The 15,103-nt window shown below is 75.4% G+C and carries 12 protein-coding genes; 2 read left to right on the top strand and 10 right to left on the bottom strand.

The window, feature by feature from the left end; genetic code table 11:
• Positions 1-11: 11 nt before the first annotated feature.
• Positions 12-671: a hypothetical protein gene (locus GA0070611_RS11215; protein ID WP_091662175.1), complete on the top strand. Its 660-nt coding sequence runs from the start codon at positions 12-14 to the stop codon at positions 669-671.
• Entirely contained in the window at positions 668-4,069 is a 3,402-nt protein-coding gene (locus tag GA0070611_RS31490; protein ID WP_231921406.1) for an ATP-binding protein, read from the top strand. Before GA0070611_RS11215 ends, GA0070611_RS31490 begins: the two co-directional genes overlap by 4 nt.
• Positions 4,070-4,123: 54 nt before the next feature.
• Here GA0070611_RS31490 and GA0070611_RS11205 read toward each other — a convergent pair whose 3' ends face one another.
• The 10 genes from GA0070611_RS11205 to GA0070611_RS11160 are packed head-to-tail and all read right to left on the bottom strand — an operon-like array spanning position 4,124 to position 14,791.
• Positions 4,124-5,146 (bottom strand): class I SAM-dependent methyltransferase, encoded by a 1,023-nt coding sequence (locus GA0070611_RS11205; RefSeq protein WP_091662172.1) that lies wholly within the window; start codon positions 5,144-5,146, stop codon positions 4,124-4,126.
• Entirely contained in the window at positions 5,143-6,120 is a 978-nt protein-coding gene (locus GA0070611_RS11200) for a lysylphosphatidylglycerol synthase transmembrane domain-containing protein (RefSeq protein WP_157740300.1), read from the bottom strand. Before GA0070611_RS11200 ends, GA0070611_RS11205 begins: the two co-directional genes overlap by 4 nt.
• Positions 6,117-7,226, bottom strand: coding sequence for an endonuclease/exonuclease/phosphatase family protein (locus GA0070611_RS11195; RefSeq protein ID WP_091662167.1), 1,110 nt, complete (start codon positions 7,224-7,226; stop codon positions 6,117-6,119). The genes GA0070611_RS11200 and GA0070611_RS11195 overlap by 4 nt, the downstream gene beginning before the upstream one ends.
• Entirely contained in the window at positions 7,223-8,248 is a 1,026-nt protein-coding gene (locus tag GA0070611_RS11190) for a glycosyltransferase family 2 protein (RefSeq protein WP_231921405.1), read from the bottom strand. The genes GA0070611_RS11195 and GA0070611_RS11190 overlap by 4 nt, the downstream gene beginning before the upstream one ends.
• Position 8,249: 1 nt before the next feature.
• Complete coding sequence (locus tag GA0070611_RS11185; protein WP_091662165.1) at positions 8,250-9,269, bottom strand: glycosyltransferase family 2 protein; 1,020 nt, start codon at positions 9,267-9,269, stop codon at positions 8,250-8,252.
• Entirely contained in the window at positions 9,266-10,396 is a 1,131-nt protein-coding gene (locus GA0070611_RS11180) for an endonuclease/exonuclease/phosphatase family protein (RefSeq protein WP_157740299.1), read from the bottom strand. Before GA0070611_RS11180 ends, GA0070611_RS11185 begins: the two co-directional genes overlap by 4 nt.
• The gene (locus GA0070611_RS11175; protein WP_091662160.1) at positions 10,393-11,424 is read right to left on the bottom strand and encodes a glycosyltransferase family 2 protein; all 1,032 of its coding nucleotides are present in this window, start codon (positions 11,422-11,424) and stop codon (positions 10,393-10,395) included. Before GA0070611_RS11175 ends, GA0070611_RS11180 begins: the two co-directional genes overlap by 4 nt.
• A gap of 32 nt (positions 11,425-11,456) precedes the next feature.
• Positions 11,457-12,419: a UbiA prenyltransferase family protein gene (locus tag GA0070611_RS11170; protein WP_197675904.1), complete on the bottom strand. Its 963-nt coding sequence runs from the start codon at positions 12,417-12,419 to the stop codon at positions 11,457-11,459.
• Between the two features lie 12 nt (positions 12,420-12,431).
• Positions 12,432-13,472 carry an NAD-dependent epimerase/dehydratase family protein gene (locus GA0070611_RS11165; protein ID WP_269456359.1) on the bottom strand — a complete coding sequence of 347 codons (1,041 nt, stop codon included), beginning with the start codon at positions 13,470-13,472 and terminating at the stop codon, positions 12,432-12,434.
• Positions 13,469-14,791 carry an aspartate aminotransferase family protein gene (locus GA0070611_RS11160; RefSeq protein ID WP_197675982.1) on the bottom strand — a complete coding sequence of 441 codons (1,323 nt, stop codon included), beginning with the start codon at positions 14,789-14,791 and terminating at the stop codon, positions 13,469-13,471. Before GA0070611_RS11160 ends, GA0070611_RS11165 begins: the two co-directional genes overlap by 4 nt.
• Positions 14,792-15,103 lie beyond the last annotated feature (312 nt).

Raw genomic sequence — 15,103 nt, 5'->3', positions numbered from 1 at the left:
GATGAGGCACGATGACGACCAGCGGTGACCTGCCGACCCTGACGCCCCACCAGCTCAACGTGCTGGTCGTGCTGATGGTGGAGGCCCGGGAGCTGACCAACACCGAGCTGAGGGAGCTGGCGGGCGCCGCCCTGACCGGGCCGGACAACGCCAAGCTGGTCACGCTCGGCCTGGTCGAGACCGACCGGTCGCACCGTCCCTTCACGCACCAGCTCACCGACGCCGGCTGGCGGGTGACCCGGCAGCTGCACACCGGCGCCCCGCCCGCGCGGAGCGGGTCGGCCACCCGCTCGCTGCTCACCGTGCTGGCCAACCTGCACCGTGGGCTGGACCGGCTGCGGGTCAGCCACGGCGACTTCTTCTCCCGTACCGCGGAGCCCGCCGTCGCCGAACCGGCGGCCGCGCCCGGGCAGGTGGCGGAGCGGATCCGGGCGGCGTACCGGGAGCTGGCCCCGGCGTCCGGCGCCTGGGTCGGGCTGGCCGACGTCCGCGAGCACCTGGGCGAGCTGGAGCGCGGCGTGGTGGACGCGGCGCTGCGGGCGCTGGTCCACCAGGACGGCGTCCGGATCATCCCGGTGGCGAACACCAAGTCGCTGACCGCGCGGGACCGCGCGGCGGCGGTGCGCATCGGGGACGAGGACAACCACGCCCTGGCGATCGGTCCGGCATGATCCCGGCGGACCGGCGCGCCGCGCTGGAGGCGGTCAGCCTCAACCCGGCGGTCACCCCCGACGACGTCTGGCGGCCCAGCCGTTTCGATGTGCCGCGGCTGCACGAGAAGGTGGTCGCCGAGATCCTGCGCGGGGTGGGCCGGGCGCGCACCGACGACACCACGGTCCCGCTGGGCGTGGCCATGCAGGGCCGGGCCGGCGCCGGCAAGACCCACCTGCTCGGTGCGGTCCGCGACCGCATCCAGCAGGAGGGCGGCTACTTCTTCCTGGTCGACATGGTCAGCGGCAAGACGTTCTGGGAGAGCGTCGCGCTGGCGCTGGTCGAGGGGATGGGACGCGACGCGATCGGCTGGGGGACCCAGCTGCGGACCTTCCTGCGCCGGCTGACCGCCCAGCTCGGCCTGCCGGTGGCGGTCCGCGACGCGGTCGCCGGGACCCAGGAGATCACCCGTGAGCAGCTGGACGCCTTCATCCGGGCGCTGCGCACCCGGGACCGGGAGGTGGGACGCGACTGTCAGGACACCGCCCGGGCGCTGGTGCTGCACGGCGCGATCGACTTCGAGGCGCAGGACGTCGGGTACGCCCACCTGATCTCCGAGCCGGGTGACCCGGCGGCCCGCGCGGCCTGGGGGCTGACCCCGGCGATCCGGACCGCGCAGCAGATCGTGCAGGACGTCTCCCGGCTGATGGCGCTCACCCTCGACCCGACGGTGATCGCGGTCGACCAGCTCGACACGCTCTTCGCCCAGACCAGCACCTCCCTCTTCGACCAGCACGCCGGTCTGGAGGACGCCCCGGCGACGGTGCTCGGGCCGATCGCGGACGGCCTGCTCAAGCTGCGCGACGTCACCCGCCGGACGCTGGTCGTGGTCTCCTGCCTCCCGGACACCTGGGCGTTGCTGACCCGTAGCGCGCCCACCCCGGTCGCGGACCGGTTCCGGCCGGCCACCCTGCCGGACCGGATCCCCGCCCCGGAGATCGGCCAGGAAATCGTGGCGAAGCGGCTCTCCGCCGCCTACGCGGGGGCGCGCTTCGTGCCGCCGTACCCGACCTGGCCGATCGCCGCGGCGGCGTTCGCCGACGCGCCCAGCCTGACCCCGCGGGCCCTGCTGCGTCGGGTGGACCGGCACCTCGCCCGGTGCCGTGACCAGGACGAGGTGGTGGAGCTGGACCGGCTGATCGACGGCGGCGAGGCGACGTCCCCCGCCCCGGCCACCGGTACGTCGGCCGGGGCGGACGCCCTCCGGCGGCTCGACGATCGGTTCGCGGCGCTGGTCGCGGCGGCGGACGTGGCCGCCGCCGGTGATCCACGTACCGAGGACGAGGCGATGCCGCCGCTGCTCGCCGCCGGCCTGGCGGCCTGGATCGCCGAGCAGGCCCCGACCGGGGCGACGTACAAGTACGACCCTCCGCCCGGACGCAAGCCCGCCCTGCACGGGCGGTTGATCGAGGTGCTCGACGAGGCGACCGAGAACGAGGCGCACTGGTGCTTCCGGGGGCTCGCGCACCCCAATCCGATCGCGGTCACCGCCCGGGTGAAGGCCGCCTGCACACTGGCCGGCCTCGACCGTGACCTGCCGCAACGCCGGTTGGTGCTGCTGCGTAACGCCCCGTGGCCGACCGGGCGGCGTACCGGTGAGGTGCTGGCCGCGTTCGACGCGGCCGGCGGGGTCCGCTGTCCGGTGGCGGAGGCGGACCTGCGGGTCTTCGCCGCGCTCGGGCAACTCGCCGAGGAGGCCGCCGCCGCGCTGCCCGAGTGGCTGGTGGCCCGCCGGCCGGCCGGCGGCACCCAGCTGTTCCGCGCGATCCTTGCTGGCGGCCCCGCGCCGGCACCCGGCCCCGCGCCGGCACCCGGCCCCGCGCCGGCACCCGGTCCCACGCCGGTCCCTGGCACCGCCTCGGCTCCGCGCACCGCGCCGGTCCCTGGCACCGCGCCGGCTCCGGCGACCGGGGCGGGCCGGCCGGGTCCGCGTGACCCGGGCGGCGACCGGCCGCCGGCGCGGTCCGGGTCGACCCCGACCCCCGCGCCCGCCGGCCCCGGCACCAGCCCTGGCCCTGGCCTCCGGTCTGGGCCCGGCCCCGCCGCCGGACCGGTGGCCGGCCGTGGGGGCGACGCGATCGACATCGTCGCCAGCTCCGACGGGCGTACGCCGCACCCGATCGCGGCACCGGACGGGCCGGCCCTGCGGTTGGGCCGCACTGTCGAGGGCGATCCGTTCACGGTCGCCCTGGCGTCCCTGCGCCGGCACGCCGTGGTCTTCGCCGGGTCCGGCTCCGGCAAGACCGTGCTGATCCGGCGGCTGGTCGAGGAGTGCGCCCGCCGGGGCGTGTCGGCGATCGTGCTCGACCCGAACAACGACCTGGCCCGGTTGGGTGACCCCTGGCCGGCGGCCCCGGCCGGCTGGGGGCCGGGCGACGACGAGCGGGCCCGCGACTACCTCGACCACACCGAGGTGGTGGTCTGGACGCCCCGGGTCACCGCCGGGCGGCCCCTGAGCTTCCAGCCGCTGCCGGACTTCACCCCGGTCCGGGACTCGCCCGACGAGTTCGACCAGGCGGTCCGCTCCGCGGTGGAGGCGCTCGCCGCCCGCGCCGGGGTGGACCGGCCGACCCGGCCGGCGCAACAGGGCAGGGCGGTGCTGACCGAGGCCCTCCAGGCGTACGCGCGCGCCGGTCTGGTCGGGCTGCCGGGGTTCACCGAGTTCCTGGCCGACCTGCCCGACGGGGTGAGCCGGCTGGCCCGCGCCGACCGGCTGGCCCACGACCTCGCGGAGACCCTCAAGGCGGCGATGGTCACCGACCCGCTCTTCGGCGGCGTGGGCGCGGCGGCCGATCCGGGCCTGCTGCTCACCCCGTCGCCCGGCCGCCGGGCCCGGGTCAGCGTGATCAGCTTCATCGGGCTCGGCTCCGACCAGGAACGGCAGAGCTTCGTCAACCAGTTGCAGATGGCGCTCTTCGCCTGGATCAAGCGGCATCCCGCCGGGGACCGTCCGCTGGGCGGGCTGCTGGTGATGGACGAGGCGCAGACCCTCGCGCCGTCGACCGGGAACACCGCCTGCACGGCGAGCTCGGTCGCACTGGCCGCCCAGGCCCGCAAGTACGGGCTGGGGCTGGTCTTCGCCACCCAGGCGCCCAAGGGCCTGCACAACCGGATCGCCGGCAACGCGACGACCCAGTTCTTCGGGCTGCTCAACGCGCCGGCGCAGATCGACGCCGCCCGCGGGATCGCCGCGGCCCGGGGCGGCCGGCTGCCCGACATCGGGCTGCTGGCCAGCGGCCAGTTCTACGCGGCCGGCGAGGGTTTTCCGTTCGTCAGGGTGAACACGCCGATGTGCCTGACCCACCACCCGTCGACGCCGCTCAGCCCGGAGGAGGTGGTGGCGCGCGCCCGCCGCTGATCCGGTGTCCCGGCCCGGGTGACTTACACCCGGGCCGGGCGGGCCCGGGGCCGGTCAGGGCGTGCCGGGGCGCAGCCAGAACGACGCGGGCAGGAACTGCTCGGTCAGCCCGATCCGCCGCCACAGCGGGTCCGCCAACGCACGAAGCTCCGGGTCACCGGCCACGAAGGCGTTGGGCAGCTCGACCTGCCAGCGCTCCGGTGCGGCCAGCAGGAACGCGGCCAGCAGGTACTGCTCGTTGTAGTGCCGGTGCCGCCACTGCGGCGGGTAGTCCCGGGGCAGCATGATGTCGTGCACCTGCACCAGCACTCCGGGGCGCAGCCGGGGCAGCACCTCGAAGAAGAAGACGGTCACGTCCGAGCCCATGAAGCTGCGGTGCGAGCCGTCGAAGAAGATCACGTCGCCGGCCTCCAACGTGTCGAACAGGCTCAGGTCGGCCCGTTCCAGCGGCGCGCGGACCACCTCGTCGCAGAGCACGTCGACGCTGGCCCGCGGCGCCGGGTCGATCGAGGTGATCGTGGTCCGCAGGCCGTGGTCGCGGACCGCCCGGCGGGCGAACTTGGTCGAGTTGCCGGAGCCGATCTCGACGTAGCGCCGCGGGTCGTGCTCGGTCAGGAAGCCGTAGAGGGCCAGCGCGTCCAGCGGCGGCAGCCAGCCGTTGACCCAGTACGGTGCGCCGGAGTCGAGGTCACCGCGCAGCGGTACGGCGGCGAGCCGGTCGGTGTGCACGAGGAACCGCCGCAGCGTGTCGGCATACGCGTCCCGCCGCCGCTCCAGCAGCGCGGTGAGGCCGGGGTGGTCGGGGCGGCCGTAGCCGAAGCGGGGTTCCGGGTGGACCGGGAAGTCCACGAAGATCGGCCGGCGCAGCCCGAACGCGGAGAGCACCAGCCCGTGCAGCAGGGGGCGGCGCTCCAGCCGGGCCAGCGGGCCGGCCAGGAACGGCAGCGCGGAGAGCACCTCCAGCCCGGAGGCGGTGTGCAGCGCGCTGCGCAGCCGGCGGGTCGCGCCGCGCAACCCGCCGCCGGCCACCCGGGGCGGCGCGGACAACCGGTCGGTGGGCAGGTCGGTGGTGGTCATGACGGGGCTCCTTCGAGACGGTCGGCGGGGTCGGGGCAGGGCGCGACGGTGGGTTCCGCCGGGCGGCGGCCGGTGGTCGCGAGCAGGGCGAGCACGACGGCGGTCGAGCCGATGTCGCCGACGGTCAGCAGCACCCGGCTCAGCGCGACCAGGGTCACCAGGTCGGGGCCGCCGACCAGGGGGGCGACGGTGAGCGCGAGCGCCACCTCGCGCACGCCCAGCCCGGTCGGCAGCACCACGGCGCAGAGGCCGGCGACCACGGAGAGGGCGAAGCCGCCGATGCCCAGCGGCAGCGCCGGTCCCGGCGCCGCGCCGAGCGCGACCGCCAGCACGGTGACGTGCAGGCCGCTGATCAGCCAGCCGAGCACCATCAGCCCGGTGGCGCCCAGCAGCGCGGGGCGGCCGGGCAGCAGCGGCCCGGCGTCCCCGCGGCGCAGCAGCCGCGCCGCGACGCCCAGCAGCCGGGCCAGCAGGCCCGGCGCGAGCACCGGGGCCACGGCGGCCAGGCAGGCCGGCAGCAGCAGCCACCACCACCGGCTCTGCCCGAGCAGCCAGGGCAGCGCCAGCACCCCGACGAGCACCCCGGAGACCGCGGCGAGGCCCTGGCTGGCCAGGAACGCCGCGGCGAGCCGGGCCGGTGGCTGGCGCAGCGGGCGGGCCATCGCGGCGTGCGCCACCGTCGGCCACACCCCGCCCGGCAGGTAGCGGGTCAGCCCGGCCAGGAAGTACACCCGGGTGGCGTCGCGCAGCGACAACCGGGTGCCGAGCCCGGCGAGCAGCACCCGCCAGCCGACGAAGCCGGGGACCCCGCCGACCGCCGCGAGCACCCCGGCGGTCAGGGCCGCGCCCCAGCCGACCGCCCGCAGGCTCTCCGCCATCCCGTGCCGGACCCGCCACACCTGCCAGCCGAGGAAGGCCAGCACGGCGGCGTACCCGACCAGGCGCAGCGCGGCCAGCGCCCGGGCCCGGCTCACCGGGAACCGCCGAGGGAGAGCAGGACGTCCTGCATCCGGTGGTCGGACATGTCCCGGGCGTCGCGCAGCCGGTAGCGGTGCACCGTCCAACCGGGGGAGACGAACGTCCAGTCCAGCCGCCACCAGCGCCGCCCGGCGATGGTCCACGACGTCGGGTACGCCGACCCGCTGGCCCGGCCGGCGTCGGTGAGCCGGTCGGTGAGCCGCCGCAGGTCGCCCATGGCCGGACTGGTGTTCAGGTCCCCGGCGACCAGCAGCGGGTTCGGGTTGCGGTCCAGGTCTCTGGCGAGCGCCCGGTACTGGGTCTCCCGCCGCTGGAAGAACTCGTGCCGGCGGTCGTAGAACAGCTCCCGCAGCGGGCTGCTCAGGTCCAGCGGCACCAGGATGTGCGTGTTGTAGACCGACACCGTGCGGCCCCGTACCCGCAGGTCGGTGCGGAGCGACTTCACCTCCCAGTAGTCGGTGCGCCAGTCGGAGCCGGGCGGCGGGTCGGCCGGCAGCGCGGTCACCCCGACGACCGGGAACCGGGTGACGGTGACCAGTTCGCCGCGCAACACCACCTGGTAGCCGGGGAACTCCCGGCGCAGCCGGGCCAGGTCGGCGTCGCGGCGTACCGGGTCGTCGTCGGGCTTGTACTCCTGCAGCAGGTAGACGTCGGCGTGCCGGGCGGTCAGCAGGGCGTAGAACGCGTCGGGGTCGTCGGTGGCGTTCCACACCGTGGTGTTCCAGGAGACCAGGCGCAGCGCGTCCGGCGGCGCCGGTGGCGGGCTGCGCAGCACCGCCGGGTTCAGCCCGGCCAGGCCCGCGCCGAGCAGCAGGCCGGCCAGCGCGAGCAGCGCCGTCCGGGGCCGCCACCCCCGCCCGGCCAGCGGGGCCGCCACGAGCAGCAGCGCCGGCACGGCGACGAACGCCAGCGGCGGGATCAGCTCCGGGGCCAGCCACAGCCACCACCGGCCGCTGAGCAGCCGGTGCGCCACCACCAGGACCAGCCAGGCCCCGGCCAGGCCGGTCAGCACCGGCCCGGTACGGCCCCGGCGGCGCCGGCCGGACGGTGCCGGCCCGACCGCCACCGGCGCGGTCCGGGCCGCGCCCCGCACGGCGCTCACGCGGCCACCGCCGGCTGCTCCTCGTAGAGGCGGCGGAAGCGGCGCGACAGCAGCCACTGGACCAGCCCGACCGCCACCCCCACCCCGATGGTGAGGCTGACCAGCAGGTGCAGGCCGGCGAAGCGCAGCGTGTAGCCGGGGCCGCGCACCGCCCGGACGTAGCGGTACATCCGGGCGTCGCTGAGCAGCCAGAGCGCCAGCAGCAGCAGCGGTACGGCGGCCCAGGCCGGGCCGGCCAGCAGCGGCAGCGGCGTGCTGGCGGCGGCCAGCCAGGAGGCCAACCCGGTGCCGGACTCGGCGGAGGTGACCACCCCGACCACCCGTCGTCGGTGCAGGAAGAAGGGGATGTGCACCCGGGTCCGGGTGAACACCTTGCCCAACGCGACACGCAGCGTCGCGTCGTCGTCGTGCCGGCCGATCACCCGGGTGGTCATCCGCACCTCGTACCGGTCGGTGAGCCGTTCGCTGACGTCCGCGCCCTCGCTCTGCGTCAGCCGCGGGTTGAACGGCCCCACCTGCGCCCAGACGCGGGTCGGCACGGCCAGGATCGCGGTCGACAGGAAGCCGGTGATGCTCCCCTCGGCGGCCCGGAAGTACCAGTGCCGGTACAGGTTGCGGTAGTCCTTGGTGAAGGTGCCGTCGATCAGCGGGACCGTGTCGTAGTTGCCGCAGACCGCGCCGACGCCCGGTTCGTCGCGCAGGATCGCCACCGCGGTGGCCACCGCGTCCGGGGCCAGCGCCACGTCCGAGTCGACGAACATCAGGATCTCGCCGGTGGCGGCCTCCGCGCCGAGGTTGCGGGCCACCGAGGGCCCGCTGTTGACCGGGGTACGCAGCACCCGTACCCCCGGGAAGGACTCCGCGACGGCCGCCGAGTCGTCGGTGCTGCCGTCGTCGACCACGATCACCTCCACCGGCCGGTGGGTCTGCTCCCGCAGCGCCGCCAGGCAGAGCCGCAGGGTCCGGGCGTAGTTGTAGTTGGGCACGATGACCGAGACGAGGGGGGCGGAGACGGCCACCACCTCACCAACCTTTCGACTCGAGGGGACGGGCGGCGATCCGCGACGACGGCCCGAACGACGGGTCCACCAGGGACCGGAGCAGGCCGACCGCGGCACCGGTGATCAGGGCGACGTTGACCAGCAGGTGGATGCCGAGGGCCCGGGCGAGGAACACCCCGCCGCCGGCCCGGCGCAGCGCCGCCGCCAGCGGCGGGTCGGCGGCGACGAAGACCGCCAGGCAGAGCAGCGGCGCCGCCACCCCGTACGGGCCGAGCAGCGCCGCCGGCAGGGTGAGCACGCCCAGCCCCGCGGCGAGCACGCCGAGGGTGGAGTTCAGCGCCAACCCCCGGCGGCGGTAGCGGTTGCGCAGCGACCAGCGCAGCAGCTGGGCCCGCCGGTACTGCTCACCCAGCAACGGCAGCAGCCGGTCCGCCTCGTCGTGGCGGCCGACGACGGTGTCGGTGAGCCGGATCCGGTAGCGGGTCAGCAGTCGTTCGCTGTACTCGTCGTCCTCGGCGCTGCGCAGGTTCTCGTCGAACGGGCCGAGGTCCCGCAGCACCGCGCGGGGCACGGCGGCGAGCGCGAAGACGGCGGTGTCGACCGGCCCGACCGCCCGGGTCAGCGCGGTGTGCAGGTGCAGCACCCGGTACCGCTCGACGGGCCCGTCGTCGATCAGCGGCACCGGGGCGTAGACACCGTAGACGCAGCCGCAGTCGGGGTCGGCGGCGAGCACCGCCAGGGCGTTGCCGATCGCGTCGGGCGCCAGCGCGACGTCCGAGTCGACGAAGAAGACCACCTCGCCGGTGCTGGCCGCCACCCCCGCGTTACGCGCGGCGGACACGCCGCGGTTGACCGGCTGGACCAGTACCCGGACGCCAGCCGCGGCCGCCAGCTCCGCCGACCCGTCGGTGCTGCCGTCGTCGACGACCAGGACCTCCGCCGGCGGGTGGGTCTGCGCCGCGACCGCGTCCAGGCAGCGCCGCAGCGTCTTCGCGGCGTTGTACACCGGGATCACGACCGAGACGGTCGGTACGCGGCTCATGACTCCTCCCGCAGGGTGATCAGGGCGGTCTGGGTGCGGTGGTCGGAGAGGCCGGGCGGCTCGCCGAGCGCGTACCGGTGCACCCGTACGGTTCGGGAGGTCAGCGTCCAGTCCAGCCGCCAGACCGCCGGCAGCCGGCCGGTCGGCCAGCTCGCCGGGTACACGTCGGATCCGGCGTCGGCGGCGTCGCGCAGCCGGTCCCGCAGCGGCCGCAGGTCGCCCATCGCCGCCGTGGTGTTGAAGTCGCCGGCCACCAGCACCGGGTTCGGATTGGCCGCGAGGTCGGCCCGCAGCCCGGCGAGCTGCGCCCGACGGGCCGCGTCGCGCTCCCGCACGTAGCCCAGGAATCGTTGCGGCGCCAGGTTCACCTGCACCGGCAGGTGCACGTTGTACGTCGACAGCAGCCGGCCGCCCACCCGCAGGTCGGTGCGGAGCACCTTGGCGGCGGTGAAGACCCGCCCGAAGTCGGCGTCCGCCGCCAGGTCGGCGTCCGGGCCGACCGCCGGGTGGCCCACCACCGGGAAGCGGGACAGCGTCAGCAGCTCCCCCCGGGCCACCAGGGTGTAGCCGGGGAACGCCCGACGCAGCCGGTCCGGGTCGGGGGCGGGCCGGGCCCCGGCCAGCCCGGCCGCGTCGTCCCAGTAGAGGTGCTCCTGCAACAGGTAGACGTCGGCCCGTTGGGCGACCAGGAAGCGCAGGAACGCCTCCGGGTCGTCGTGCTGGTCCCAGTAGCCGGTGTTCCAGGCCAGCACGGTCAGTGTCCCCGGCGGCGGGGCCGGACGGGACGCCCACGCGTACCGGTTCAGGCCGGCGTCGGGCAGGCCCAGCGCGAGCGCGGTGGCCGCCGCCGCCAGCACCGCCGTCGCCGGCCGGGCGGGCAGCGGCCGGCGCAGCGCCCGCGCGGCCGGCACGGCCGCCGCCAGCGCCACCGGCACCAGCAGGTACGCGGCCGGCGGCAGCAGGTCCGGCAGCAGCCAGAACCACCAGCGTCCGGTCAACGCCCGGTGCAGTCCGGTGAGCACCGCCCAGCCGAGCGCCGCCGCGCAGAGCAGCCGGGTGGCCGGGCACCACCGGGTGCGGGTCGGGCCGGCCGGCGGCGGGCCGGCGGGCCGGGTGGCGACGCTCATGCCGGCACCCGGTCGGCCGGGCGTGGACCGCCCTCGTAGAGGCGGCGGAAGGCGGGGGAGCAGAGCCACTGCGCCGCCCCGGCGGCCGCGCCACCGGCGATCGCCAGGTTGATCAGCCACTGCACGCCGACGAAGGCGACCAGCAGCCCGGCCCCGCGCCGTCGCGCGACGAACCGGTACATGCCGGCGTCGCAGGCCAGGAAGGCCAGTACCGCCGCCAGGGACGGCACCGCCCCCGCCGGTCCGGTCAGCAGCGGCAGCGGCAGCGCCAGGGTGCCGAGCAGCGCGGTGACGGCGGCCCACATCCGGGCCGCGGTCTCGAAGCCCTGCGCGGCCCGGCGGCGGTGCGCGTACAGCGGCATCCGCAGCCGGCTGCGGTGGAACACCTTGCGCAGCATCGGCCAGAGCCGGTCGTCGTCGCGGTGCCGGCCGTGGATGGCGTCGGTGAGCCGGATCGGGTACCGGACGGCGAGCCGTTCGCCGTACTCGACCTCCTCGGTCTGCCGCAGTCCCTCGTGGAAGGGGCCGATCTCGGCGAAGACCCTGGCCGGCATGGCGCAGATCGCGGTGAACAGGAAGCTGACGTCGCCCAGCGAACTGATCCGCCACCAGTGCGCCTGCAGGCACCGGCACTCCTGGACGAGGCTGTCGCGTACCAGCGGCACCGCGTCGAGGGTGCCGCAGATCGCGCCGGCGGCGGGGTCCGCGGCGAGCAGCCGTACCGCCCGCGCCACGGTGTCCGGGGGCAGCTCCACGTCGGAGTCGACGAAGAGCAGGATCTCGCCGCGGGCCCGGGCGGCGCCGACGTTGCGGGCCAGCGCGGGGCCGCCGTTGCGGGGGGTGGACAGCACCGGCACGCCGAGCGCCCGGGCCACGGCCACCGAGTCGTCGGTGCTCCGGTCGTCCACGAAGATGATCTCGGTGGCGGGATGGGTCTGGGCCTGCAACGCCGGCAGGGTCAGCGGCAGGGAGTCGGCGTGGTTGTAGTTGGGCACGACGACGGACACCGTCGGGGTGTGCACGGTCATTGCTCTCCTTCGACGTGGGCGCTCTGGCGGCGTCAGGACAGGGCGGCGACGAGCGCCGGGAAGCGGGTGGCGGCGTACAGCGCGCCGAGGCAGGCGGCCCAGAGCACGACGGCGGTGACCACCGCCCGGTCGCGCAGCAGCAGCCGGACCGGATCGCCGGCCGCCCGCCGGACCAGGGCCAGTTGCAGGTATCGGGACATCAGGTAGAGAACGAACGGGGTGGAGAGCAGCATCGCGGCCTCCCCGTACGGGTCGAACGGGGCTTCCGTGCCCAGCCAGACCAGTCCGGCGGTGACCGCCAGCACGCCGGTGAGCTGGAGCAGGTGCCCGGCCAGCTCCACCGACCAGCCGTGCAGCGCGGGCCGGTGGGCCACCCCCGCCTCCAGCAGTTCCTGGCGGCGCTTTCCGATGATCAGCAGCAGGCAGCCGGCGAAGACGGTGATCAACAGCCAGGCCGACACGGCCGTGCCGACGGCCAGGTAGCCCTGCACGGCGCGGAGCACGAACCCGGTCGCGACCACCCCGGCCTCGACCAGCGGGACGTGCTTCAGGCCCCGGCTGTACCAGACGTTGAGCGCGAGGTAGAGCAGCACCGGCCAGGCCGGCCCGGTCAGGCCGGCGGCCAGCAGCAGGGCGAGCCCGAGCAGCAGCACGGCGGCGCAGGCGTACGCCAGCGGGACCGGCACCCGACCGGAGGCGACCGGCCGGTGCCGTTTCACCGGGTGGTGGCCGTCCCGGTGCCGGTCGGCCACGTCGTTGCCCACGTACACGGCCGAGGCGGCGAGCACGAAGGCGAGCACGGACCAGCCCAGCCGGAGCAGCCCGGCCGGGTGCCAGGACGCCGGGTCGAGCAGCGGGAGCGGGACGACCAGCAGGCTCTTCACCCAGTGCGTGGGGCGTACCAGCCGGATCAGCTCGACGACCAGACTCGCCCGGCGGGTGGCCGGCGGCGGCACGGCGGCGACGGTGGCGGGGGCGGAGTCGAGGAGGGGCATCGCTCCACCCGCCTAGAAGAAGATCTTCGCGAGGGACAGCGCGCCCTGCCGCCAGGGTTCCCGGCTGGTCCGCCCGGCCCCGGTCGCCGCCCCGCCCCGGTTCGCCCGCCACCAGTCGTAGGTGTCGAGGATCGCGTCGCGGTTGGCGAACCGGGGCTTGAACCCGAGCCGCTCGCGGGCCTTGTCGATGCTGACGTACGAGTCGGCGCGCAACTTGTGCAGCAACCGCCCGTACACCGGGGAGAGGCCGCTGCGCTCCAACGCCCGCAGCGCCGCGAGCGCCGGCCCGGCCGGCAGCCCGACCACCCGCCGGTCGTGCCCGGCGGCGTCGAGCACCGCCTGGAAGTCCTCGCGCAGCGTGCCGAACTCGGCCGCGCCCAGGTTGTAGGTGTCGTCGGCCACGTCGTCGGGGGCGGCCAGCACGGTGAGCACCGCGTCGACCAGGTCCTGCACCGCGAACATCTGCACCCGCACGTCGCCACGGCCGAGGACCGGGAAGTTGCGCCCCTCCTCGGCCCACTCGAAGAGCATGGCGAACAGACCCATCCGGCCGGGGCCGAGGAAGGTCTTGGGGCGCAGCACCGGCACGCAGAGCCCGTCCGCCCGGAACCGTTCCACCAGCAGTTCCGCCTCGACCTTCGCCCGGGTGTACGCGTCGACAGGCTCGCGGGGATGGTCCTCCGGGGTGGGTACCAGCCGGGGCAGGCCGTACACGGCGGTGGAGGAGATGTGCACCACCCGGGGCACCCGCGCCCGGCGGGCGGCGCCGAGCACCGCGTGGGTGCCGTCCACGATGATCGACCGGATCATCTCCGCCGGGTAGCTGGGCAGCGCGGCGGCGCAGTGCACGACGGCGGACGCGTCGGCGAGCACCCGGGCCAGCAGCGCGGCGTCGCGGACGTCGCCCTGGCTGTGGGTCAGTCCCGGCGCGGTGCGCGCGGCGGGCAGCAGGTCGACGCCGTGCACCCGGTGTCCCTCGGCGAGCAGCCGGTCGACCAGGTACGAGCCGAGCATCCCGCAGGCCCCGGTCACCACGATGTGGTCGTTGGTCACCACCGGGACGTCACCCGCTCCCGGACGAAGGCGGCGAGCAGCCGCGGCAGGCCCCGGGACAGCGTCGCGTCCAGGGCGGTGAGGAAGTGCTCCACGTCCTCGGGGGTGGCCACCAGGCTCGGCGCGACCATCAGCGGGTTGTCCGCGTTCGGGCTGTAGTAGGTCATGATCCCGTGCTCGCGGAACAGGTGCGCGATCACCGACAGGGTGATCAGTTTGGTGCGGAACTGCGGGTCGTGGGTGAAGCCCGGCATCAGCTTGCCGGCCAGGTCGAGCAGGCCGGGGCCGCCGCCGAGGAAGACGCCCCAGAGCGCGCCCGCGCCGCTGACCCGACCGATCACGTCGGGGTACGCCTTGGCCAGCCGGTCGAGGCCGGGCTGCAGCACCGCCTCCAGGGCGCGGGCCCGGGCCGGGTAGTCGTCCTCCACCACGACCGCGACGGCCTCCAGGGCGGTGGCGGTCTCCTCGCCGAACCCGTAGTAGGTGGTGCTGTGCAGGATGACGTCGGTGAGCCGGTCGTACGCCCGGCGGAAGATCGGCTCGCGGGCCGTGTAGCCGGCGATCGAGGCCTTGCCGCCGCCGAGTGACTTGGAGTAGGTGAGGATGTCCGGCAGCAGCCCCTCGTGCCGCATGAAGTAGAAGAGGCTGCCGGTCTTGCCCCAGCCGGTGTAGACCTCGTCGAAGATCAGCACGATGTCCCGCTCGCGGCAGAGCCGGTGCAGGGCCAGCAGGTCGTCCTCGCTCCACCGGCGCATGGTGGAGGCGCTGAACGGCTCGACCAGGATGGCGTACACGTCGCAGTCCCCGCCCGGGGTGCGCGCCGTGTCGACGGCCGCCCGGACGGCGGCGAGGTCCCCGTACGGGTACACGACGATGCCGGGCAGGCCGGGGAAGCGGAACGCGTTCTCCGACGAGCCGGTGAGGCTGCCCGCGCCGAGGGTCTTGCCGTGGAAGCTGATGTCGGCGCGCAGCACGGTGTTACGTCGCCCGCCGTGGTACTTGTACGCCATCTTCACCGCCCCCTCGTTCGCCTCGGCCCCCGAGTTGGGGAAGTACGAGACGGACAGGTCGCCGGGGAGCAGCGCGGCGACGTTGTGGCTCAACGCCGCCAGGTACGGGGAGAAGAACGCCTTGTGCACCTCCATCCGGCGGGCCTCGGCGAACCGCCGCCGGGCGGCCAGGATCCGCGGGTGGTTGTGCCCGTGGTTGAGCACGCCGACGCCGCCGGAGAAGTCCAGCACCCGTCGGCCGTCGCGGAGATGGATCCACACCCCCTCGGCGTGGTCCACCAGTTCCCGGCCGAAGCCGAAGGTCGTCATCAGCGAGACCTGGCTGCGACTGACATGGTCGCGGTAGAGCTGGTGCACCTGTCTGGTGCCGAGCTGTTCCGCCTCGTCGATACCGATCAGGTGGGGCATGCGGTGGCCTTTCCTCGAACGACCGGTGGGGGAGCGGCAGCACGGGGGTGGGGCCCACCCCGTCGCCCGGTAATCGGGCGACGACGCTGCGCGATCTCAAGCTAGCGATGCCTGTCGATCTCGTCATGCCGGACGTTCGGGGGACGGTCGGGCCCCACGGTGTCCCCGGATCGGGGGACAGCCGGCGGGCCGGCCGAGGTCGCGGCGGTGCGG

The sequence above is a fragment of the Micromonospora auratinigra genome (assembly GCF_900089595.1).
Lineage (GTDB): Bacteria > Actinomycetota > Actinomycetes > Mycobacteriales > Micromonosporaceae > Micromonospora > Micromonospora auratinigra.
This window is presented reverse-complemented; position numbering and strand designations above follow the sequence as displayed.

Bases quoted from the DNA above. Each gene is read 5' to 3' on its own strand.
- GA0070611_RS11215 (WP_091662175.1), top strand. From the start codon at position 12: ATGACGACCAGCGGTGACCTGCCGACCCTGACGCCCCACCAGCTCAAC.
- GA0070611_RS31490 (WP_231921406.1), top strand. From the start codon at position 668: ATGATCCCGGCGGACCGGCGCGCCGCGCTGGAGGCGGTCAGCCTCAAC.
- GA0070611_RS11205 (WP_091662172.1), bottom strand. From the start codon at position 5,146: ATGACCACCACCGACCTGCCCACCGACCGGTTGTCCGCGCCGCCCCGG.
- GA0070611_RS11185 (WP_091662165.1), bottom strand. From the start codon at position 9,269: ATGAGCCGCGTACCGACCGTCTCGGTCGTGATCCCGGTGTACAACGCC.
- GA0070611_RS11180 (WP_157740299.1), bottom strand. From the start codon at position 10,396: ATGAGCGTCGCCACCCGGCCCGCCGGCCCGCCGCCGGCCGGCCCGACC.
- GA0070611_RS11175 (WP_091662160.1), bottom strand. From the start codon at position 11,424: ATGACCGTGCACACCCCGACGGTGTCCGTCGTCGTGCCCAACTACAAC.
- GA0070611_RS11170 (WP_197675904.1), bottom strand. From the start codon at position 12,419: ATGCCCCTCCTCGACTCCGCCCCCGCCACCGTCGCCGCCGTGCCGCCG.
- GA0070611_RS11160 (WP_197675982.1), bottom strand. From the start codon at position 14,791: ATGACGACCTTCGGCTTCGGCCGGGAACTGGTGGACCACGCCGAGGGG.